General features: G+C 60.8%; 21 protein-coding genes and 1 pseudogene. 6 read left to right on the forward strand and 16 right to left on the reverse strand.

The annotated features are described in order from the left end of the window. Positions 1-2: 2 nt before the first annotated feature. Positions 3-740 carry an ABC transporter substrate-binding protein gene (locus ACTJK4_RS17095; RefSeq protein WP_440818479.1) on the forward strand — a complete coding sequence of 246 codons (738 nt, stop codon included), beginning with the start codon at positions 3-5 and terminating at the stop codon, positions 738-740. Between the two features lie 431 nt (positions 741-1,171). Here the strand turns inward: ACTJK4_RS17095 and ACTJK4_RS17100 are convergent, their stop codons facing one another. The 4 genes from ACTJK4_RS17100 to ACTJK4_RS17115 form a co-directional block, all read right to left on the reverse strand. After that, positions 1,172-1,456: a hypothetical protein gene (locus ACTJK4_RS17100; RefSeq protein WP_440818480.1), complete on the reverse strand. Its 285-nt coding sequence runs from the start codon at positions 1,454-1,456 to the stop codon at positions 1,172-1,174. 237 nt (positions 1,457-1,693) lie between these two features. Continuing rightward, entirely contained in the window at positions 1,694-2,476 is a 783-nt protein-coding gene (locus tag ACTJK4_RS17105) for a class I SAM-dependent methyltransferase (protein ID WP_440818481.1), read from the reverse strand. Between the two features lie 12 nt (positions 2,477-2,488). Next, the gene (locus ACTJK4_RS17110) at positions 2,489-3,649 is read right to left on the reverse strand and encodes an acyl-CoA dehydrogenase family protein (protein WP_440818482.1); all 1,161 of its coding nucleotides are present in this window, start codon (positions 3,647-3,649) and stop codon (positions 2,489-2,491) included. Between the two features lie 20 nt (positions 3,650-3,669). Continuing rightward, a complete protein-coding gene (locus ACTJK4_RS17115) occupies positions 3,670-4,518 on the reverse strand; it encodes an FAS1-like dehydratase domain-containing protein (protein WP_440818483.1) in 849 nt (282 codons plus the stop codon). Between the two features lie 207 nt (positions 4,519-4,725). Here ACTJK4_RS17115 and ACTJK4_RS17120 point away from each other — a divergent pair, with 207 nt between their 5' ends. Further along, the gene (locus ACTJK4_RS17120) at positions 4,726-5,313 is read left to right on the forward strand and encodes a hypothetical protein (RefSeq protein WP_440818484.1); all 588 of its coding nucleotides are present in this window, start codon (positions 4,726-4,728) and stop codon (positions 5,311-5,313) included. 120 nt (positions 5,314-5,433) lie between these two features. Here ACTJK4_RS17120 and ACTJK4_RS17125 read toward each other — a convergent pair whose 3' ends face one another. Both ACTJK4_RS17125 and ACTJK4_RS17130 read right to left on the reverse strand, forming a co-directional pair. Next, positions 5,434-6,327, reverse strand: a complete 894-nt coding sequence (locus ACTJK4_RS17125) for an HpcH/HpaI aldolase/citrate lyase family protein (RefSeq protein ID WP_440818485.1) — start codon at positions 6,325-6,327, stop codon at positions 5,434-5,436. After that, the gene (locus ACTJK4_RS17130) at positions 6,296-7,474 is read right to left on the reverse strand and encodes a CaiB/BaiF CoA transferase family protein (RefSeq protein ID WP_440818486.1); all 1,179 of its coding nucleotides are present in this window, start codon (positions 7,472-7,474) and stop codon (positions 6,296-6,298) included. The genes ACTJK4_RS17125 and ACTJK4_RS17130 overlap by 32 nt, the downstream gene beginning before the upstream one ends. A 201-nt stretch (positions 7,475-7,675) precedes the next feature. Here ACTJK4_RS17130 and ACTJK4_RS17135 point away from each other — a divergent pair, with 201 nt between their 5' ends. Beyond that, positions 7,676-8,614, forward strand: coding sequence for a LysR family transcriptional regulator (locus tag ACTJK4_RS17135; protein WP_440818487.1), 939 nt, complete (start codon positions 7,676-7,678; stop codon positions 8,612-8,614). A gap of 31 nt (positions 8,615-8,645) precedes the next feature. Here ACTJK4_RS17135 and ACTJK4_RS17140 read toward each other — a convergent pair whose 3' ends face one another. The 6 genes from ACTJK4_RS17140 to ACTJK4_RS17165 form a co-directional block, all read right to left on the reverse strand. After that, positions 8,646-9,539 (reverse strand): HpcH/HpaI aldolase/citrate lyase family protein, encoded by an 894-nt coding sequence (locus ACTJK4_RS17140; RefSeq protein WP_440818488.1) that lies wholly within the window; start codon positions 9,537-9,539, stop codon positions 8,646-8,648. Positions 9,540-9,707: 168 nt separating this feature from the next. After that, a complete protein-coding gene (locus ACTJK4_RS17145; protein WP_440818489.1) occupies positions 9,708-11,126 on the reverse strand; it encodes an MFS transporter in 1,419 nt (472 codons plus the stop codon). 9 nt (positions 11,127-11,135) lie between these two features. After that, positions 11,136-11,789, reverse strand: coding sequence for an alpha/beta hydrolase (locus ACTJK4_RS17150; protein ID WP_440818490.1), 654 nt, complete (start codon positions 11,787-11,789; stop codon positions 11,136-11,138). 31 nt (positions 11,790-11,820) lie between these two features. After that, a complete protein-coding gene (locus ACTJK4_RS17155) occupies positions 11,821-13,290 on the reverse strand; it encodes an aldehyde dehydrogenase (protein ID WP_440818491.1) in 1,470 nt (489 codons plus the stop codon). A 30-nt stretch (positions 13,291-13,320) separates the two neighbouring features. Next, positions 13,321-13,917: a thiamine pyrophosphate-dependent enzyme gene (locus ACTJK4_RS17160; protein WP_440818492.1), complete on the reverse strand. Its 597-nt coding sequence runs from the start codon at positions 13,915-13,917 to the stop codon at positions 13,321-13,323. Positions 13,918-13,922: 5 nt separating this feature from the next. Then, entirely contained in the window at positions 13,923-14,456 is a 534-nt protein-coding gene (locus ACTJK4_RS17165; RefSeq protein ID WP_440818493.1) for a phosphonopyruvate decarboxylase, read from the reverse strand. Between ACTJK4_RS17165 and ACTJK4_RS17170 the strand changes: the two genes are divergently transcribed. Further along, positions 14,455-15,510, forward strand: coding sequence for a LysR family transcriptional regulator (locus ACTJK4_RS17170; RefSeq protein WP_440818494.1), 1,056 nt, complete (start codon positions 14,455-14,457; stop codon positions 15,508-15,510). The genes ACTJK4_RS17165 and ACTJK4_RS17170 overlap by 2 nt on opposite strands. A 37-nt stretch (positions 15,511-15,547) precedes the next feature. Here ACTJK4_RS17170 and ACTJK4_RS17175 read toward each other — a convergent pair whose 3' ends face one another. From ACTJK4_RS17175 to ACTJK4_RS17190, 4 genes and pseudogenes are all read right to left on the reverse strand, one after another. Continuing rightward, a complete protein-coding gene (locus tag ACTJK4_RS17175; protein ID WP_440818495.1) occupies positions 15,548-16,906 on the reverse strand; it encodes an MFS family transporter in 1,359 nt (452 codons plus the stop codon). Positions 16,907-17,098: 192 nt separating this feature from the next. Continuing rightward, the gene (locus ACTJK4_RS17180; protein WP_440818496.1) at positions 17,099-17,995 is read right to left on the reverse strand and encodes a glutamate/aspartate ABC transporter substrate-binding protein; all 897 of its coding nucleotides are present in this window, start codon (positions 17,993-17,995) and stop codon (positions 17,099-17,101) included. A gap of 317 nt (positions 17,996-18,312) precedes the next feature. Next, positions 18,313-18,771, reverse strand: a pseudogene (locus ACTJK4_RS17185) (LysR substrate-binding domain-containing protein); the annotation flags it as partial. A 279-nt stretch (positions 18,772-19,050) separates the two neighbouring features. After that, entirely contained in the window at positions 19,051-19,959 is a 909-nt protein-coding gene (locus ACTJK4_RS17190) for a LysR family transcriptional regulator (protein ID WP_440818497.1), read from the reverse strand. A gap of 485 nt (positions 19,960-20,444) precedes the next feature. On the opposite strand from ACTJK4_RS17190, the gene ACTJK4_RS17195 reads away from it, so the two are divergent. Both ACTJK4_RS17195 and ACTJK4_RS17200 read left to right on the forward strand, forming a co-directional pair. Next, positions 20,445-21,098 (forward strand): hypothetical protein, encoded by a 654-nt coding sequence (locus ACTJK4_RS17195; RefSeq protein ID WP_440818498.1) that lies wholly within the window; start codon positions 20,445-20,447, stop codon positions 21,096-21,098. Further along, a complete protein-coding gene (locus ACTJK4_RS17200; RefSeq protein ID WP_440818499.1) occupies positions 21,095-22,438 on the forward strand; it encodes an MFS transporter in 1,344 nt (447 codons plus the stop codon). The genes ACTJK4_RS17195 and ACTJK4_RS17200 overlap by 4 nt, the downstream gene beginning before the upstream one ends. The last annotated feature ends 63 nt before the right edge of the window (positions 22,439-22,501 follow it).

Consider the following 22,501-nt stretch of genomic DNA (forward strand, 5'->3'; position numbering starts at 1 on the left):
CCATGTCCATCGATTCGACGCTGCTTGCTGCACTTGCCCCAACGGGCGTCCTGCGCGCTTCTATTAACACCGGCAACCCAATCCTCGCCGGATTGGACGCCCGAGGACAGGCCGTTGGCGTGTCGGTTGATCTGGCGCGCGCGCTGGCAGACAAGCTGGGCATCGAATTGGAACTGGTCGTGGTCGATGCGGCTGGCAAGTCCGTCGACGTGGTGTCCCAGGAACAAGCCGACATCGGCTTCTTCGCTATCGACCCGCGCCGCGCGGCAAGCATCTCGTTCACCGAACCTTACGTGCTGATCGAGGGCTACTACCTTGTGCGTGACGATTCGCCCGTCCGCACCAACGCCGATGTGGACCGCGCGGGTAATCGCGTCGTCGTGGGCAAAGGCAGCGCATACGACCTGTTCCTCACGCGTGAGCTGCAGCACGCGGAGATCGTGCGCGCGCCGACGTCACCCACGGTGGTGAAGACCTTTCTGGAGACGCAATGCGAAGTGGCGGCAGGCGTGAAGCAACAGCTCGAAGCCGATGCGGCTAGCATGCCAGGGCTGCGCCTGCTGGACGAGCGCTTCATGGTGATCCGTCAGGCGATGGGCGTGCCGACGAGCCGTGGCGCGGAAGCCGCGTCGTTTGTCGTCGGCTTTGTTGAAGCGATGAAAGAGTCGGGCTTCGTTGCAGAGGCATTGCAGCGGCATGGAGTGACGGGTGTTTCCGTGGCCCCTCCCGGGGTTAAATGAGAATCGCTCGGCTCTCCATAATCGGACATGACGGCGATGTTGTTATCGTCGGAAAAATCGCGAAGCGCAGTGATTGACTCGCACACCCCACCCAGCAGGTAGCAGAAGTAGTGGTGAGCCCGGTTGTTCATGTCTTCCGCGTGGCGCCGCCATTCTCAATCGGGACCCTTGCGACCATACGCCTCAGATAGGTGCCGCTCATGTGAGTGAAGGCCGCTGTCGGCCGCGAGACGGATCGCGCCGAAAAGCAGTTCTCCAGGATGTCCCATGAGTCATGGCGTACCGGGTACCCGCGAAAGTTCAGAGTTCGTGACCCAAACGCGGATAGTTCAAAGTTAGGCGAACCACGAGTTCAAAGTTGGCCGAGCAACTTCGCGCGGAGGGCCCGTAGAACCTGGAGCACCGGTTCAGCGTTGAGTGAATCTCGACAACTAGCTTGCGTTATCTGCACTCCACAGAAACGCGGGCGCAAGGCTGGGCACCAAGCGATGTAGTTCGTTGATCGTGGTCGAGTCGATGCTCGCCTGCTCGCAAGGGAGCGCAAGTGCACCAATCGTGCGACGGCACACGACCACCGGGATGTTCACCAGTGTGTGAGTTCCCAGTGACGCCAGCAGCGCGTGATCCGGGAAGTAGCGCTTCAACTGCGCCTCACCCGACGCCACCAGAACCCGCTGTCCCTGGAGGACGTGCGCAGCCCAATCGCTGCCCGTCAAGTGCTTCCATCCGCCGACCGGGTAGGAAGCAGGCTCTTCATTACTCTCTTCATCACCGCGTCCTCCATGGAATGTCGCTACCGCCATTGGTGCGACTTTTGTCGTGTGCGGCCACCGGCCAGCGTAGCCAGTCTAGGCATGGCCTCGCAGTGGGCCTACCGGCGCCTAGGAGGAAAAGAAAGACTCCCTTTGAGATGTTTCAGCTGTAGCTCACGACCTGAAAATGCGGTAACCGCCTCAAACGCAGCGTAGAGAGGTGCGCGCGCCGATGGAAGCAGCGACCAGTAAGCCGCCAGAATCCGCCTTACAAAACAGATTGGCTCGCATTGGCCGCGCAAAGCGCGCCCCTTCGTGACTCATGTGTCGCTCGAATGCCTCCCGCACACGACGAATCAGGGCGTCGGTCAACCCGAAATCGCTGTGCGTGACCCGGATGACCTTGCGCTCAAAATCAGCAAAGTCGCGAAACTGCACCGGCACCATATAGTGAATCTCGCTCGTCTGCGCCCATCGGCCGTCGGCACTGGCTCGCACAAGGGCGTCAAACGCTGCGCGACGCACCCCCTCCTCGTCATGGAACAACCGGATAATCTCGTTCAGCTCCCCTGCGAACACCGGTTCGGCAAACCAGGCGACACCACCGGGACGTAGTACCCGATAGACCTCGTCGAGGGCTTGATTGAGCAGATCGATCGGAACATGGTGCAACGACTTGAACATCATTACTGCGTCGCACGATTCTGACTCGCAGGGAATGATCTGCGCAGGCCCGGCTTCGTAACTGATATTGGTGTGACGGTTACGGGCCTGGTTGCGCGCCAGCTGGATGCGGTCGACCTCCAGGGCGCGAATTTGTACCGTCGGCCATGCGTCGGCAATCTTGCGCGTCATGTCGCCTGTTCCGCAGCCGATCTCGAGGATGTCCCGCAGCGGAATGCGCAAGGTGGACGGCTGCAACGCCTCGCGCAGCACGTCCATTTCTTCGCGGATGGTGTCGCATCCGGGATCGTGGAGTTGCATCGCAGGCATGCGTCAGAACGACCGTGGCATGCCTAGAATGTGCTCACCCACGTACGACAGGATCAGGTTGGTCGAGATGGGCGCGACCTGGTACAAGCGCGTCTCGCGGAACTTGCGCTCGACATCGTATTCCGCCGCAAAGCCAAAGCCGCCGTGGTACTGCAGACACGCGTTGGCGGCCTCCCACGAAGCATCCGCTGCCAGCAGCTTGGCCATATTGGCCTCGGCGCCGCAGGGCTTGTGCGCATCGAACAGGCCCGCCGCCTTGAAGCGCATCAGGCTCGCTGCCTCAATGTTGACGAACGCCTTGGCGATCGGGAATTGCACGCCCTGGTTCTGGCCAATCGGGCGGCCGAACACGACCCGCTCGTTGACGTACTTGGTCACCTTGTCGATAAACCAATAGCCGTCGCCAATGCACTCAGCCGCAATCAGGGTGCGCTCTGCGTTCAGGCCGTCGAGAATGTACTTGAAGCCCTTGCCCTCCTCGCCAATCAGGTTCTCGGCAGGAATCTCCAGATTGTCGAAGAAAAGTTCGTTGGTCTCGTGGTTGACCATGTTCAGGATGGGCTGGACCGACAGGCCGTTGCCGATCGCTTGACGCAGGTCGACCAAGAAGATCGACATCCCTTCAGACTTCTTCTTGCACTCGGAAATGGGAGTGGTGCGAGCGAGCAGAATCATCAGATCCGAATGCTGCACGCGCGAGATCCACACCTTCTGGCCGTTCACCACGTAACGATCGCCTTTCTTAACCGCCACGGTTTTGATTCGCGTTGTGTCCGTACCGGTGGTCGGCTCGGTCACGGCCATCGACTGCAGGCGCAATTCGCCGCTGGCGATCTTCGGCAGGTACTCGCGCTTCTGCGCTTCGGAGCCGTGGCGCAGTAGCGTGCCCATGTTGTACATCTGGCCGTGGCACGCACCGGAATTACCACCGGCACGATTGATCTCTTCCATGATGACCGAGGCCTGCGTCAGGCCGAGGCCAGAACCACCGTATTCCTCGGGAATCAACGCTGCCAGCCATCCGGCGGCCGTCAGCGCATTGACGAAGTCCTCCGGGTATCCGCGCTGCTCGTCGATCTTGCGGAAATACTCCGCGGGAAATTGGCTGCACAGATCGCGGATGGCTTCGCGGATGTCTTGATAGTCTTCGACGCGGTTGAGCACGGTGGTCTCCAAATGTATTCTTAATGAATTTCGGCGGTGGCGGTCATCGCCAGCGCCCCATCTTCCTGGCGTACCCAGAGCGAGATCTGGGTGCCAGTCTTATCGCGCTTGCCGCACACTTGGAAGCGCTGGCCTGAAAACGTCGGGCGCACGCCCTTGAATGTGAAACTGCGCACCAGCGCTGTGGGCAGTTCGCGGTGTACCAAATCCAGCAGCAACGTTGCCAACAGCGGCCCATGCACGATCAGCCCCGGATAGTGTTCAACGTCGCGGCAATAGTCCGGGTCGTAGTGGATGCGGTGTCCGTTGAACGTGAGCGCCGAGTAGCGGTACAGCAGCACCGGGTCGGCTTCGATCTGCCGGGACCACTCCTCGTCGGTCGGCGCCAATACCGCCGGAGGTTGCGCTGCGTCACGTGCCGCTGCTTCGCGGTAGACGATGTCGTGCTGTTCGGTGATCGCGAGTCCACGAGCGCTCGCATATTGATGCTCCACCGTCACGAACGCGAGCGAGCCACTCCGACCGGTCTTGGCTGTCACGTCCAGGATGCGCGAATGCCGTGAAGCCGCTTCGCCCACGCGCAGCGGCTGATGGAATTGGAGTCGTCCGCCCGCCCACATGCGGCGTGGCAACGGCACGGGCGGGAGAAATCCACCGCGTTTCGGGTGGCCATCCTCGCCGATTTCCGACTGCGGAGCGGGCTGGAGGAAGTACAGCCAATGCCAGAGCGGACGCACGGCATCGCCGCGCACAACCGGCGGCAGGCCGAGGTCAAGCGTCGCACCTAGAGCGCGCACCGGGAAAGCGGTAATCTCATCTTCGAAGGATTCCGTACGGCCAATCCATTGGCGCAGCGTATCGATGTCCATGGCAGTTTCGAGAGTGAATTGCGTCGGACTCGACTATGCGCTTGACTCGCCTACCGTCAAATTCCGAAGTTCGGAACACGCACTTCGTTTGCGCCGAACGCGAGCGGTTTCGCGTAGCGCTGAACGGGGCGTTCGGAACTTCAGGATGGTCGCGCCATCAAGGCTCTGCGACGATAGGGCCATCTGTTTCATCCGTGTTGATTCGGCATGCACGTCCAGCTCCAATGCCGCACGCCCCTCCTGCTGCAGCGGCTTGTACCAGCATTCCCGGTAACGCTCACAGCGTCGAATACCGGACATAGCATTCGCCAGCGTGGTTACCGGCGGTTGCTGCCGGTGGGCCACCCTGTGCGCGTACCCGCATTCGAACCCTTCGACCTCCAACTGACCGGCGACACATTCAATGCAACCGGCTGCTCAATCGAGCTCGACGAAGAAGAAGCCACCTCGCTTCACTCCGCTGCGCAGGAGAAGGCATTGCCAGTGCTCGTATCAAGGCTGATCTTCCGTGAACCGGATACGCCATGGAATGCGAAGTCGGCCGCCACTACGCTGGGGATGGAGCCTGAGCGCCTGCGGGCGCTCTTGTTTGCGCGCGGGGCGGCGCTTAGCCAGCTCTGCAGAACACAGCGCCTCATGCGCGCATTATTTGAATCGGCGCAGACGGAGATGCCAGTTGGACATCTGAAGCGTCGCATCGGCTGGCCGGAGGCGCGCGACCTCGAAGTCACCTTCTATGAGTGGTTCGGTGTTTCGCTGCAAACCGTCGCGCGATTGCGGGAAGGTGGTCTCTGAAGACAACAACGGGCGACCATGATGGTTCGCCCGTCCCAAAAAACGCCGGATGCAGATCACCCACACTACGCGGATTGTCTTCATGCTGCACGTACGTAGGATAGGAATCCCGCTCGGCGTTCAACGCGCCGATTCACCCGACTGCCGCAACAGCTTTTCCGCACGCTGAATCACTGGGGCGTCAACCATCTTTCCGTCAAGTTGGAACGCACCGGGGCTGGACTTGGCCTGTTCAATCACACGTCGCGCCCACTCGATCTCGGCGGGGTTCGGGCTGAAAGCCTGGTTGGCCGTACTGACTTGGCTGGGATGAATGCAAAGCTTGGCGCCGAACCCGAGCCGTCGACTTCGAACGCAGGCAGCGCGCAGCACGTCTTCATTGCCAATTTCGAGCGTCACGCCATCAACCGGTGACTGAATCCCTGCCAGAGCCGATGCCAATACAAGCAGCGACCGGAACGTCAACAGCTCCGCATCGTCGCCATCAATGCCAAGTTCCGTGCGGAAATCGACGGTACCGAACACGAGCCGGTCCACACCTCGCCCTGCAGCAATCGCGTTGGCATTGGCCATACCGCGCGCCGTTTCGATCAGGGGCAACAACGGCACCGAACAGAGTCGCGCACGTACCGCTGCAACGTCATCTTCTGTACTGGTTTTAGGCACGATCACGGCCTGCACCCCCGGCAGCGAACACAGTCTCAAGTCGTCATCGCACCAGGGTGTTTCGAGACTGTTGATGCGAACGATGCCGGTCCCTCCGCCTGCCAGGTAGTCGGCTAGATGGTGCCGGGCCGCATCCTTGGCTTCCATCGACACCGCATCCTCCAAGTCCAGGATGACCGCATCCGCCCCCGCGGCCTGCGCCTTGGCAAAGCGCTCGGGGCGGTTGGCTGGAACGAAGAGGTAGGACCGGGCTGAGCGTTGATCAGTCATTGCGAGTGATTTCCAGGATGAACGGTGGTGCCGCGAGCAAACGGCGTCAGATCGCGCCAGCTTCCGCGAGTCGATCAATCTCGGTCTTGTCGTAGCCGAGCTCAGCCAGGATGGTCCGGCTATGCTGCCCAAGCGCCGGCACACCATCCATGCGTGGCGCAAATGCGTCAGGCATGCCGGGCGGGTACAGGGCTGGGATCTCACCGACGGGGGACGGCACGCTCGTCCACCGCCCACGCGCCTTGAGCTGGGGGTGGTTCCAGACGTCCTGCATATCATTCATGCGTGCGTTGGCGATCTGTGCCCGCTCAAGCCGTTCGACCACGGCCTCGGCCGTCAGAGAAGCAAACGCCTCATGGATGAGGGCCGTCAGTGCCTCGCGGTTCTTGGCTCTCAGCGAATTCGCCGAGAAGCGCTCGTCAGTAGCCAACGCCGGCTGTTCAAGCACTACGCGGCAGAACACCTCCCATTCGCGCTCGTTCTGCAAGCCAAGGATGACAGTCTTGCCATCGCCGGCCCGGAACGGGCCATAGGGAAAAATGGTGGCGTGGGAGGCGCCGGCACGGGGCGGAGGTGCCGCACCCTCGTAGGCGTAGTACAGCGGATAAGTCATCCACTCGACCATGCTCTCCAACATCGAGATGTCGATGTGCGCGCCTCGGTTGGTCTGATTGCGCTGCAGAAGCGCGCCCAGGATATTCGTGTAGGCGTACATGCCAGCTGCGATGTCGGCAATCGAGCACCCCGCCTTGGAGGGCTGCTCCGCCGTACCGGTGATCGACACAAATCCGGACTCTGCCTGGATTAGCAGGTCATAGGCTTTCTTGTCGCGGTAGGGCCCATCGTTGCCATAGCCAGAGATGTCACAAACGATCAGGCGCGGGCGAATCTTGGACTGCGTCTCGTAGGACAACCCTAGGCGCTCTGCAGCGCCGGGCGCCAGGTTCTGCACCAGCACATCGGCCTTATTTAGCAGCGAATCCAAAATGGTCTGCGCCTGGGGATGCTTCAAATCCAGCGCAAGGCTTTCCTTCGAGCGATTGGTCCAGGCAAAGTGGGACGACAGGCCGTCCACCCGCTCGTCGTAGCCGCGCGCAAAGTCACCTACCTTGGGCCGCTCAACCTTAATGACGCGAGCGCCAAGATCAGCCAACTGGCGCGTACAAAATGGCGCAGCGATTGCATGTTCGAGCGAGACTACAGTGATGCCATCAAGAGGACGCATAGCGAGTATGAAGAGTCGAGCAAAGTCTGCGCGGCTGCGCAAGGCTAGTCTCGGTTCATCGCTCGCGCTCGTAAATCTCGAAATTGCGAACCGCGCATTCAGCTCTATCGAACATCAGATGGTGCAAACAGTCCGCACTCTGGTCATTGCCAATTGCGAGCCGTTTCGCAGCTTGCTACAGTGGCGCGCCGAGGAACCCATATGCACTTCGATTTCGCCGACTTACGACTGTTTTCACGTATCGCCGAGGAGCAGAACCTCTCGCGGGGCGCTCGACGCGCGTTCCTCTCGCCGGCGGCAGCCAGCGCACGCCTGAAAGCGCTGGAAGAACAACTCGGCACACGACTTTTCTATCGCGACAACAAGGGCCTTTCGCTCACGCCCGCCGGGGAAAAGCTACTGCGGCACGCCCGCGTGATCGAGCGCCAGTTCGAGCATGTACGTAGCGACTTCGAAGAGTTCTCCAAGGACGAGGTCGGGCATATCCGCATCTTTGCCAACACCACGGCGGTCACCGAATTCATGCCGGAGGTACTGGCCACGTTCATGGCCGAGCGGCCCGCCGTGACGGTTGACCTACAGGAGCGACTGACTCGCGACATTATCCGCGGCGTGCTGGATGGCAGCGCAGACCTTGGCATCATCTCGGGCCCAGTCCAATCCGACGGGCTTGAAGTGGTGCATTTCAGCACTGACAAGCTCGTGCTCTGTACACCGATCGGGCACCCTCTGGCCACAGCCGATCGCGGCGTCGGATTTGCCGACACGCTGGACTACCCGCATGTGGGCCTCCACGAAGGCAGCACGCTACATGCGTTTCTCACAGAACTCGTGCGTGACCAGCGGCGCAAGCTGCAGATCCGTATTCAGGTCCGCAGCTTCGAGGCGATGTGCCGCATGATCGAAACCGGTGTGGGGATCGGTGTGGTGCCGCTATCCGCTGCGCGGCGGCACCGCAAGACCATGCAACTTGAGCTTGTCGAACTCGCCGACGCCTGGGCCGTCCGAGAGCGTGCGGTCATCGCGCGCGATCTCGAGGGGCTTCCGGGTTGTGCGCGTGCGCTGATCGATGAGTTGATCAAGGTGGCGCAGGCAGCCGGTGGCAGCGCTTCCATACCGTCGGACACCAGTCCGGACTGACACTAGTCAGCGCATCAACGAATGCGCAGCGTTAGTCCGCGCCGTCCACCTGGCACAGAATGCGATGGGCCAGGCGCAAGTGAGGTTGATCGATCATCCTGTCGCCCAATCGAGCCACGCCAGAGGCCCCACCACTTGAAAACGCCGCCACCACGCTGCGGGCCCACCTAATCTCCTCGTCCTGCGGCAAGAACGCACGATTGATGGCCTCGATATGGGAGGGATGCGCCGCTGCCTTGGCGGTGAAACCGTCGCGCTTCGCCTGAGCGGCTTCCTGCTGGATCTGCTGGGGCGTGGATAGACTCGTACTGACAGCATCGATGGCTTCGATACCTGCCTGTGCCGCCGCCAACAGGCACATGGTTCGTTCCACGGAAAATGGTGCGGCGAGTCCGCGCCCCGTCTGCGATGAGAATGCCCCTAAATCTGCAGCCAGATCGTCAACGCACCACATCAGAGCCCGTAAGCGCAAAGACGCGTTTCTGTAAGACGACAGACCAAACACGCCTTCCGACGACTCCGTGGCCATCGCAATAATGCTTGTCTGCCACTCGCCATTCAACACGGCGCACTCGAAGGCGGCCAGAAAGTCGCTGAGACGATGGACGTCCTCGACGTTCCTGCATTTCGGTAGAACAATAGCGTTCGGGCGGTAAGGCATCACTGCGTTCAGGTCTTCCAGCAGGTGCCCGGAAGCCAGTCCGTTCACACGTACCAGAAGCGCCGCATGCATTGAGGTTCCGTGCGCGTCCAGGAACGTGGTCAGCTTGTGCCGGGCCTCGTCCTTTCCCCTTTCCGGCACCGAGTCCTCAAGATCGAATATCAGCCCGTCCGCTGGGGACTTCAGAGACGCGGCAAGCTTTCTCTCGCTGTCTGCAGGAACGAATAGCAGCGAGCGAAGGCGGGGTAATGTGTCTGAGTACATGTCGCTTGTCTCCGGAACTGTCAACGCGGGGCACCTAGTTTCGGGCGGGCGCGCGTTCCGGTAAATCTCAAATTTCCGATATAGACGTTCACCGGAGCCAAATACGCTGGAGGCTGCTCTGCTGTGGAAGAACGCGCTTAAGGTGGCGTAGGCGGCCACCCAACCGTCTCACCTACCCTCATTTGTTTGCTCCGGCTTGCCAATACGCAGCACACTGAACAGGCTTGAGCATGCCGCAATAGCCGTGGCCATCCACAGTACGCCATGCATGACGGCATCCCCGTCCAGTCCCAGGCGCTGCGCGGATATAGCCATTGTTGCCATCATGACGGCGACAATGGCCGCCCCCAACGACTGCCCCAGCACCCGCGCGGTGGATAGGATGCCCGATGCTGTCCCGCTCAACGACTTGGGTACGCTGCTTAGCATCTCCCGGTTATTGGGCGCCTGAAACAGCCCGAAGCCGAGCCCGCAGAGGGCGAGCCGCCACAAAATATCGTAGGTGGCCGGCTGCGCACCGAGGAGCGCCGTGGCTGCCAGTCCGACGGCGAAGATCGCTGTGCCGATGCTCGATACGACAGTGCCGTCGAATCTGTCAGCTAGCCGCCCTGCCAGCGGCGCAGCAAACACCACCGTGAGCGGCCACGGCGTAAACAGCAGCGCCGATGCAATTGCACTGCGCCCATACGTCGCCTGGAACAGGAACGGCAGCGCGACAAACGCGAGCCCTTGCGCCGTGAACGATGCCAGCGAAGTCACGGCAGCCAACGAGAAACGACTAGATGCGAAGATGGCCAATGGCAGTAAGGGTGCGGATGCCGCCCGCTGCGACCGGTAGAAGAGCACCCCCGTCAGCAAACTCACCGCAGCCAGCAAACCGACGACCTGACCAGGCCAGCGCCCCGCTTGGTCGACTGCCGTGACGAGAGCAACCAAGGCGATGGTCGACAGCACTGCGCCCCTTGCGTCGAACACGCCGCCAGTCTCATGGTCGGGCGGCAGGTTGCGCCAAGCCAAGCCGATCGCCAACATGCCAAGGGGAAGATTGACGAGGAAGAGCCAGGACCAACCCAGCCCCGTCACGATCACACCACCCACCGTCGGCCCGGCCACCGTACCCACCGCCACCACGAGCGCATTGATACCAAGAATCGACCCAAGTAGATGCGTGGGATAGATTCTTCGATACATACCGATACCGATGCTCACAATCGCCGCATAGCAGAGGCCCTGCGCGGCACGAAACGCTACCAGCCACGCCAGCGATCCGGACATGGCGCAACCCAATGACGTAACGGTGAACACAGCCAGACCCGCTACATAGACCCTCTTGCGGCCGACTACGCCGCCAAAAGCGGCGAAGCTCATCATGGTTGCCGCGCCCGCAATATGGTACGCATTGGCCACCCAGATCACGGCGGACGCCGACACCTCCAGATCGTGGGCGATGGTCGGCAGCGCCACGTTGACGATGGATGTGTCCAGCGCCCCCATGAAGACCCCCGCCAGAATCGCCAACGCGGCGAACACCCGCTGCGGGACGGGAAGGCCATCGAGGGCTGCATCATGGGCCAGAGGGTTGCGCATGGTTGGCACTTAGATGGCCGCCGGGGCGGCGCACTTATTGTGGACGTAGTCACTCACCAAGCGTCCAAGAACGCCAAGCTTGCCCGTGAAGAAATGATTAGCGCCTGGCACCACGACCACGGGCATCCCCTGCGGCCGCGCCCAGTCGAATACGGCGGTAAGCGGCACACGCTCATCCTGCTCGCCGTGGATCACCAACGTGTCGGCGGGAACGGGCGGCGTTTCGTAAGTGCGCTGGCCATCAACTGTGCCCCACGGCGTGCCGGCCAGTATCACACCGTCCTGCGCGACGCTTTCGCGCGTCAAGGCAGTCGCCGCGTGGGCCATCACGAAGGCGCCAAAGGAAAACCCCGCCAACAGGAGTTGGCCCACGTACGCCTGCCGGCAGTGCCGGATGACTTCAAGTAGGTCTCCAACCTCGCCCAGCCCGCCGTCGTGCACACCTTCGGACCGGCCGACGCCCCTGAAGTTGGGGCGGGCCGCCACGTATCCGCATGCAACCAGCGCTTTGGCCATCTGATGCGGCACCTTGTGGCTAGCCGACCCGCCCTGCAACGGGTGCGGGTGGGCCACCACCGCCACACCCAGCGGCATACCCACTGGAGCATCGATCAGTACTTCAATGCATCCAGCCAACCCCGCCAGCAAGATGGTTTCAGTCATGTATTGAGCTCCGATGCTTGCGCACCGTAGCTTATCGGATCGTGAACGGATTGCCGGTCGCAGCTCCGATGTTCACCCACACGCTCTTCGTTTGTAGATAACTCTGGATAGCGGCCATGCCGTTCTCGCGCCCGAGACCCGAATCCTTGTAGCCGCCGAACGGCGACATGAAGCTCACGGCTCGATACGTGTTCACCCAGACGGTGCCCGCCTCGATGCGCTGAGGCACGCGGAATGCGCGGCCAATGTCGGATGTCCACACGCCAGCACCAAGTCCATAGCAACTGTCGTTGGCTATGGCGACAGCTTCATCCTCATCCGTGAAACGCAGAATGGACAGCACGGGGCCGAATACCTCTTCCTGTGCAATGCGCATCTTGGGCGTGACGCCGGTGAAGATGGTCGGCTCGACGAACCATTTTCCGCTTTCCGGTGCAGGACGGCCACCGCAGACGAGTTGTGCACCCTCGCCCTGCGCGATGTCGATGTAGGACAGGACCTTTTCATACTGCGCGGGCGTGGTGACGGGGCCAACCTGCGTGTCGGGCAGCATCGGATCGCCGCGCTTGGCGGTCTTCGCGAGCGCCAGCAATCGCTCGATGAAGTCATCATGAATCTCGTCCTGCAGCAGCAGCCGCGATCCGGCGATGCAGGTTTGCCCAGTGGCCGCAAAGATTCCTGATACTGCGCCGTTGACAGCATCATCCAGATTGGCATCGCTGAAAACGATGTTCGGCGACTTGCCGCCCAGCTCGAGGCTGACGTGCTTGAACTGTGCTGCGCACTGCTGATTGATCATGCGGCCGGTAGCGTCAGATCCGGTGAACGTGACCTTCTTAACCTTTGGGTGGGTTACCAGGGCAGCACCGATGTCTGCTCCAAAACCCGTTACTACGTTGAAGACGCCCGGCGGAAAGCCTGCTTCTTCGAACAGCTTGGCAAACTCCAGCGTTGACGCCGACGTGAATTCGGACGGCTTGGCGACAACCGTGCACCCGGCCGCCAGCGCTGGGGCGATCTTCCAAGCCAACAGCATCAGCGGCGAGTTCCACGGCGTAATGGCCGCAACCACACCGAGCGGCTCTGCGCGGGTGTAGTTGAAATAGCCCTTCTTGTCGAGCGGGATGACGGCGCCTTCAATCTTGTCCGCCAGGCCGCCGAAGTAGTAGAACCACTGCGACAGATAGTTCACTTGCGCGCGCATTTCGGCAAGCAGCTTGCCGTTGTCGCGCACTTCGGTTTGTGCGAGGCGTTCAGCATCGCGCGTGATCAGGTCGCCCAGCTTGCGCAGGAGCGCACCGCGTTGCGTGCAGGTCAACTCCGCCCACGGACCCGAGCGGAACGCGCGGTCTGCGGCCTCCACAGCGCGCTCGACATCTGCAGGCGTGGCGCGGGCCACCATCGCCCAGGGCTCGCCCGTGTAGGGGTTGTGGGTTTCAAACCAGCGCCCATCGCTCGCGGGAGCATGGGCGCCATCGATGAGCATGGGGTACTGCTGCATGGCGGCGCGGTCCAAAAAACGATGAACGATTTACAGCGGGGCAAAGCCCAGGTGTTGACGGAAACGGTTCTTCACGAACACGCCGTCGCGCGGCGGCAGTGCACGCTGGCATTCCTCTGACGAGATGTACACCTGCGCGAGCGTCATCCCTTGGCGACGCTTGATGAGTTCTACCAGTTCACCAACCTGCTCCGCGGACGAAATCTCCAGCGTGTTGGGCACACCGAATGCCTTGGCGGCGGCAGCCAGGTTCGTACCCAGGCTCGTGTGGCTCTGCTGCATGCCGGTCTCGCCAAAATGGCCGTTATCCAGCACGACCACGGCCAGGTTGTCAGGACGCTGAGCAGCTGCGGTGGCGATGCTTCCCACGCCCATCAGTTGCTCGCCGTCGCCAGTGATAGCGATGACCTGTTTGTCCGGCTGGGCAACGGCCAAGCCCAGAGCCACCGAAGTCGATCCGCCCATGGCGCCCCACAGGTAGAAATTGCTGGGGCGGTCGCCAGCGGCGAACACGTCGTAGGACGGTGAGCCGAGACCGGTCACAACCAGGGCATCGGGAAACTGCTTGAGCAGTGCCGCCACAAAGGCGCGGCGGTCGATCGTACGTTGTTGAGTCGAGGTCGTCATGATGTTCAGCGAATCCACTTTTTACGGCCAATGAGGCTTTGGGAGAGCAGCACGGCCACACGCTGGCCCGCGTCGAAGGCGGACACCAAGCCCGCATCAATGATCTCCGCTGCGTCTTCTGGTCGGTCAACGCGATAGACGGTGATACCCATCAGTTCGAGCGCGCGCTGCGTTGCGAGCCCCATGGGCGCTTGCCACGGATTGAACTCGGCGTACTCGCCGCGCATGGTCACGATGGTCATAAGCGGAAAGCGGCAGCTATCGAGCAGCGAGAACATGTTCACGCAATTGCCCACCCCGCTGCTCTGCATCAACAGCACAGCGCGCTGACCGCCGAGCCATGCGCCGCTCACAACGCCCACGCCCTCCTCTTCGGTCGTCAGGACAATGTCTCGAATGTCAGGGTCGGCGATCGCACGCTTGATGACGTGGGAATGGCCGGCGTCGGGCACATAGGCGACTTGCTCGACGTCGCGCTGCTTCAGTACCTGGAAGATGTCTTCATGCCAGGTCAGATGATCGGATGTGGGGTGATTCATGGCGGTTCAGTGGGTTGATGAAACTGCGGAAAGAATCATAGAATTGACTGGCAAGCTTTATGAAATACAATTATTTGATGGCTCAATCACCGCTTGCAATAGGCCATCAAGAGGCACACCCAGCATGGACATCAGGCAATTGCGCGCGCTTTTAGCCGTAGCGGAAACGGGCAGCGCCACCAAGGCTGCAGAGATGCTGCGCATCGTCCAGCCTGCGGTATCACGGCATATCCGGTTGCTGGAAGAAGAATTCGGTGTCGAACTGTTCGGTCGCGAGCGGCACGGCATGGTGCTGACCGAGGCCGGCAAGACGCTGGCGGAATATGGGCGGCGCGCGCTGCAGGAACTCGATCGCGCCCGTGCTGAGATCAAGCCATCCAGCGGCGCGATCACCGGCACTGCGTCGCTGGGCTTGCTGCCAAGCACGTGCGAGTTGCTGGCACCGGAACTGGTGGCTGCGATCAAGAACAAGCATCCAGCGCTGGTCGTGCGCCTCACTGCCGGATATGCCGGCAACCTGGTGCAATGGTTGGAGGCGGGCGATGTGGACGTTGCATTGCTCTACGATGTGAAATCCAGTGCGGGCCTGCAATTGGAGCCCTTGCTGGATGAACGCCTCTATTTAGTTGGGCCGCCGGGCAGCGTAGCGTTGGACGATGTGCATGACGTCGCAGCGCTGCAAGACCTGCCGCTGATCCTGCCAAACGCGCCACATGGCCTGCGAACGGTTGTGGAGCACGCCTGCGCCGTGGCCGGCGTCACGCCAACAGTCGCGGTCGAGACCAACTCGCTAAATCTGCAGAAGTCCCTCGTAGCTGCTGGCTTTGGCTACACCGTCCTACCCACATCTGCCGTATCAGAGGAAATCGCCCGTGGCGCGCTCGCTGCGGCACCGCTGGACTCGCCGGACCTTTCGCGCCGTATCGTCTTGGCAAAGCTCATGACGCGGCGGGTGTCGCCGGCGGCCAACGTCGCCTCGCTGGAGCTTGTCGCGCTCGCGCGGCGACTCGTACTAAGCGGAACTTGGCCGGGCGCGAGCTGGGTCGGTACCTAACCCATCGCGCCGAACAAGCCACTCGTTCGATAGTCGGTCAAAACAGCCTGAAGCGGGTATTCCCTTCAACCTCGCCAGACCCATCCAGATAGCCATGCCGGCCAAGATCAGGCAGTGCCAGAGAGGCAAGGAACCCGATTGCAGCAAGGGCCGCGACATATACAAAAAAGTCCGACTCGATGTGAGCGGAGCGCAGCGCTAGCGCAACGTACTCCGCGGTGCCACCGAACGCGGCGTTGGCCAAGGCATAGGGCAAGCCGACACCCAGAGCGCGCACCGAGGGCGGAAACAAATCGGCCTTCACCAGGCCGGCAATCGGCGTATAGAAGCACGAGATGAGCAAGCCTCCCGTGACCAAGGCAAACGCTACGTAGGGGTTGGAGACCGACTTGAGGGCAAACAAGATGGGCGCTACCAGCACGGATGCCAGGCCAGTAAACAATAGCATGTGTGCCCGAATACCAAGACGGTCCGCCAACCTGCCGAACAGTGGCTGGCAGAGCATGAAACAGACCAGCGATGCGGTCATCACCACGCTGACGGTCTCGGCGCTCATGCCTGTCGACACCACCAGAAACTTCTGCATGTAGGTTGTGAACGTGTAGAAGTACAGAGAACCGCCGCCCGTGAACGCAAGCACCAGCAGAACTGCCCGCTTGTGCTTGAGCAAACCGCGAATGGAGCCCGCCTCCTTGCTTTTCATGCCGGTCTTGGAGGCCGTCTCGATCATGGAGCGACGCAGATAGACCACGACCACCGAACTGATAGCCCCCATGAAGAACGGGATACGCCAGCCCCACGCCTTCAACTCCGCGATACTCAGCGTGTGCTGGAGCGTCACGACAGTCAGCAACGCCAGCAGTTGGCCAGCGATGATCGTGAAGTATTGGAATGAGCCGAAAAAGCCACGGTTCCCCTTCGAGGAGGCCTCGCTCAAGTAGGTTGCTCCCGCTCCATACTCCGCGCCAACCGACAACCCCTGAATGAGGCGCGCCACAACCAGCAAGATGGGCGCAAGCGTGCCAATTGACTGATACGTCGGGAGCACCGCGATCATCATGGATCCGCCGCACATCATGAAGACGGCAATGATCATCGATATCTTGCGGCCACGCGTGTCAGCAATCCAGCCGAACAGCCAGCCGCCAAGCGGCCGCATGAAGAAGCCGGCAGCGAACACACCCGCCGTGGAAAGCAACTGACTCAGTTGATCACCGCTTGGAAAAAACGCGGACGCGAAATAGATTGCGGTGTAGGCGTAGACGAAAAAGTCGAACCATTCCACCAAGTTGCCTGAGCAGGCTCCGATGATTCCTCGAACACGCTGGGATCTTTGGGTGGCGGCTGGGCGAGCAGACGCGCCATCGGCGGTAACGCCGATGTCTTCATGCAACATCACTGTCTCCTGGCTTTTTTGTAGTGGATGCCAGTCTCGGGCTATCGCCCTCGCCGGACAATCTCGAAAATTCGAACCGCGCGTTCGGCATTGCCGAACGTGGTATGGACAGCGCCAATTGCGATCCCGGCGCAGCTTGCTACAGCGATGGCTGAGGTTGCCGAGCGGCAACCTCTTCGCCAGACGCGCTGACTAGTCGAGTGCCCTGTCGTTCGGGTTCTTCAACAGCGCCCTCATGTCTTCAGACATGGGAAAGTCCAGGCTGAGCCCTTTCGGCGGAACGGGTTGGGCGAACCACTTCGTATACATCGCCGCGATCGTGCCATCCTTCATCAACCCTGCGATAACGTCGTCCGCCAGCTTTTTGAACTGCGGATCGTTCTGACGAAGCATGCAGCCGTAGGCTTCGCGGGATTGCGGCTTGCCCACCACCACCCAGTCTGATGGGGTCTTAGCCTTGGCACGCTCGCCATAAACCAGCGCATCGTCGTTCATGAATGCGACCGCTCGGCCAGTTTCCAGCGTCAGGAATGATTGCGCCTGGTCTTTGCTGCTGATGACGTTCATGCCGAGCTTGCGATCATCGTTCATCTTGCGCAGCAGTCGTTCGGATGTACTGCCCGCGTTGACAACCACATTCTTGCCTTGCAGGTCGGACCAATCCTTGATGCCGCTGTCTTTTCTTGTGAGCAGCCGCGTGCCAATCACGAAGATCGTGTTGCTGAACGCCACCTGCTTCTGTCGCTCGAGGTTGTTGGTCGTGACACTGCACTCCAGGTCGATGGTGCCGTTCAGCAACAACGGGATGCGGTTCTGCGCGGTGAGCGGGACCTCTTTCACTTGAAGGTCAGGCAACTTCAATTGCGTCTTGATCGCCTCGACGATCTTGAGGCTGATATCGTGCGAGTAACCAACCTGCCGAATGCCACCCAGGTTGTAGCTGAAAGGAACGGAGCCCTCGCGTACGCCGAGCGCAATCACGCCGGTGTCCTTGATTTTCTGTAGCGATGGACCAAGTTCGACTGCGATGGCCTGATGCGATACCCAGTGCGCTGCAAGTGCGACACAGGTCAGAATGACCTTCTTCATGCTCCCCTCCTCTTGTGGTCTGCCTTAAGGCATCGGTATGCATGCACTGGCGTTAGCACGGTTGGGCATGTGCCGCGCTACGTGTTGACGCCCGATGCCCCTTGGCGAGCCATCGTATATGGGGGAAGCCGTGGACATGAAATACCATTTTTTGATGCGTCCATCTTGAAGTTTGATGGGCGCCAACGTTGCCGCGCCACTCCGGGCGGCAACGTTTGAAAAATGGTCTGAAGAACAATTGCACCGCCGCGTGCGGCGTTGTCGGGAGGTTCTGGTCTGAACGGCCACGTGATACCCGAACCGGGCAGATCGCGAAATCAAGCGTCCCCAGCGGCCTCCTGTCCGGCGCCCTGGGTTACGCCCAAGAGCCAATCTTTGAACTGGACGAAAGGTGGGTACGACTCGCGGCCGCTTGGAACCACCAGGTAATAGCCGTTTCCACTTGCAGTGCGTACGCCGTTGACTGCGATAACAAGCGTGCCCGCCTTGAGTTCTTCCTCCACGAGGAATTTAGGTACCAGGCCGATCCCCATGCCGGCCGATACCGCCTGGATGAGATGCGACGTCAGCTCATATTGCGGCCCCAACTTAAGACCACCACCGGTGTAGCCATGCTTTGCGAACCAGTCGCGCCACGCCGTCGGGCGTGAGACCACACGTAGCAGTGGATACTGCAGCAACTGATCGATCATCTTGATCGGCCCCTTGCGGGCTTGATCAGCGCTCATGACCGGGACGATCTCTTCAGCAAGCAGCGGATACGTCACGACCCCAAGCCACTTGCCGTCGCCGACCGTACCTGATCGGCTATATCAAGACCTGGACCCACACTGCAACATCAGGGTTGATGGCCTTCTCTGGCCTGTTCGTGATTTCGTTCCTGATGACGCTATTCTTCCGCTCGGCACGGCACGAAACACCGGCCTTTGCACAGGCACCCAGTGAGCATCGCGGGTCACGGGTGCAATAGCCCTTCTGAAGGCACCGGAGCCAACCATGGCACAAGCGCGACCGAGCGCTTGTGCCATGGCTACCGCCATGCCCGGGCCGCTGCTTCAGATAGGTGCGTACGGCGCGGGCATCGAACGCATGTATCGGTCCGCTTCCTGGCAGGCAAGCTCGGCCACAAATCGAATGGCATCGGACGCTCGACTCTGGAGATAGCTCACGACGAGTCCTTGCGGTGGCAGTGACAGCTCTGTCGTAATCACCCGAAGTTCACCGCGCTCAACCTCGTCCCTCACCGGTGGTAACGGGACGAGCGCATTCCCAAAGCCACACTTCACCAAGCGCACGAGCGCGGCGATCGAGTTCACGCAGTGGACCTTTCCCATCGGAAGGCCCACTCTCCGATAGACGTCCTTCAGAACGAGGTAAGGCTGCGAGCCGCGGCTCATGGTGACGACGGGCTGAGACAACAGTGCGCGCATATCCATGGGGGGCGCGGGCGTTTCCGGACGACCAATCCAGCCCATCGCCATCGGCAGACACGCGGTGCTGACGATGCCGTCCCCCGCCAACTGGTCGGTCTGCAGCGCAATGTCGACCTCGCCGTCACGCAGGCTCTTGTGCAATCGCTCGGTCGATTCCGAGCTGAGTTGTACCTCAATGCCTGGGTGTGACGACTGAAGATGCTCGATGAAGCCCACCAGCCAGGTGTGGACGACGGTATCGATGGCGCCAATGCGGACATTGCCAAGGATCGCCTGATCGGTCTTGCCAAGCTGCATGATGTAATCCTGCAGCTCGAGCATGCGCTCGCCAAAACCGATCAGCCGCAGCCCTACTGGCGTCAACCTGAGATCTCGCGCATCACGAACAAAAACACGCGCACCGATTTCTTCTTCGAGAGAGGCAATTCGATTGGAAATGGCGGCCTGGGTGATATGCAACCGCTCAGCTGCTGCACGAAAGCTGCCGAGCTGCACCACCATGATGAAGCTCTCGAGAAAGCGCGTGTTCATTTGTCTGGTTCCGAATTCACGTTCATAGATCGCAGCGTTTGGCGTGAGCCCAAGTCTGGCCCACCAATCAGCCGCCGACTTAGCTCCGAATTGAATGGCGCGCAACGCTGTAGTTACCAAGCTTCCTAGTGTGCTTGTCGCAAGCGAGCCGAACAACCCGTTGTTGCACGAGTCCAGCCGGCACCGATGTCGCGGGCACTCCGTTGATCGGGATTTCCCTAATCCGATGCATGTAATGGGCATATAGCAGTCCGCAAACACGCCCCAAAAACGCGAATCCGTATTAACCCGAGGGCCACGCTCGAACGTCGCGCCGCGGCGCCATTTCCAGCACCAAGTTGACCTGCTCACACTCGAAAATGGTGCGTAACCCATCGCTTATACAAAAGAAAAATCTATCAACTAGCCACATAAAAACCCGTTTGAGCCGATTGATCGCGCTACGTAGCATCAGTCCATCTCCCACCGAACGCGAGGCGACAACGATGGCTCTGCTCCAACCCGGCATGCTCTTCGTGGCATCCGACATTGATCCGAGCGATGAAGACGACTTCAACGCCTGGTATGACCGTGAACATATCGAGGAACGCGTCCGGATGGATGGCGTGATCTCCGCTGCCCGCTACGTTTCTGTCGAAAGCCGGCCGAAGTATCTGAGCCTGTACTGGGCGGAATCGCTGTCCACCTTTGCCTCGAAAGCCTACACATACGCGTTTCAAAATCAGACGCCATGGTCCACTGCCGTTCTGAAGAAGATGCGCGCGCCTACGCGCCGCATCGGCGAAGTCCGCGCAAACGTGGGGCAAGGCAGTGGCGGGTGGGTTGCGATCCTGCCGCTCAATGTGCTGATCGCTTCGGAAGAGCTGATCGAACAGTGCAAAGACCTGGGCGAACGCCTGTCCAAGTCGTCCGGTTTTGTCCATTCGTATCTGCTGACACCGAGCGATGAACTGAGCCGGCCACTTCCGCTGGAAGACCTCTCAGCCCGACGAATGCTGCCGATCCTCATCATCGAAAGCAGCAGCGATGCGTCGAATCGATCGTCTCTTCATACGGCGATGTCGGAGCTGCCGTGCGCGCGGGAAGCTGCAGCACGCTACTCGCTAACCTGGAAGCTTGCGGCAGAGGAGTTGGCATGATCGAGAACACCACGGCACTCCCAGGCGACGTGTCCGCGCCCTCGGAGGCGGGACGCCCTTCACACTCCCACCGCCCCAAGATGGGCCGGCTGGCTGCAGCGAGTTCAATCGGCACCACCCTGGAGTGGTACGACTTCACCGTCTACAACCTGATGGCGGCGCTGGTTTTCAATGCCATCTTCTTCCCGTCGTTCGATCCACTGTCGGGCACCATCCTGGCATTCTCGACATACGCGGTGGGCTATCTGTCGCGCCCGTTCGGCGGCATCGTGTTCGGTCATCTCGGCGACAAGCTTGGGCGGCGCTTTGTGCTGGTGGCAACGCTCATTCTGATGGGTGTCTCCACGGGCCTCATGGGGATGTTGCCGACGTATCAGGCTTGGGGCATCTGGAGCCCGATCCTGCTTGTCCTGCTGCGCTTCCTGCAAGGTGTGTCCATTGGCGGTGAGTGGGCAGGCGCGGTGCTTCTGTCCATGGAGCACGGCAAGCAAAATCAGCGCGGCCGCAACGCTTCGTTCGCGCAAGTCGGCCCTGCGTGCGGAACGTTGCTCGGCGCTGGGTTCATCACCCTGTTCACCTATCTGTTGCCGGCTGAAGCCTTCCAGTCGTGGGGCTGGCGCATTCCGTTCCTGTCGAGTGTCATCCTGGTCGCTTTCGGGCTTTGGTTGCGCCGGGGCGTCGAGGAAACGCCGATGTTCGTTGCGCTCGAACATCACCATCACAAGGCAGAAATGCCGCTCAAGGAAGTGGTCGCCGGCCATTGGAGGCGACTGCTGATCGCGGGCAGTGTCCGGATCGGGTCAGACATCGTGTACGGGCTGTTGGTGATCTTCACGCTGACCTACGTCACGAGCATCCTAAAGTTACCGCGCTCTATTGCCTTGACGGCAACCATGCTCGGCTCGGTGGTTCACGCGTTCGCCGTCCCCCTGTTCGGGGCGCTGTGCGACAAACTGGGGCGCCGGACCGTTTATGGCGCGGGCGCGGTGTTCTCCATCCTGTGGGCCTTCGCCTACTTCGCGCTGATGGAAACCCTGCAGCCCTGGCTGATCTGCGTGGCACTCGTGGTGGGGATGTTGTTCCAAGCCATGATGTACGGTCCACAGGCCTCATTTGTCACCGAGCAATTCCCGACACGTGTCCGGTATGCAGGTGCATCACTCGCGGCGACGTTTGGCGGGATCATCGGCGGTGGGTTCGCTCCCCTCGTCTTCGCTTCTCTGTATAAAGCCTATGCGTCTACCACACCGCTGGCGCTATACACGAGCGCAGGGCTGGTTGTCACCTTGGTTGCACTCTTCGCTGCTAAGGAAACCGCGCACAAGCCGCTTGACGAGTAGCGCGTGTAGCCACCGACGCAGAGCAACTTTTGACCTGTACAAGGCCGGCGAGCCATCGCTCCG

The organism is Ralstonia sp. 22111, assembly GCF_052045895.1.
Classification (GTDB): domain Bacteria; phylum Pseudomonadota; class Gammaproteobacteria; order Burkholderiales; family Burkholderiaceae; genus Ralstonia; species Ralstonia wenshanensis.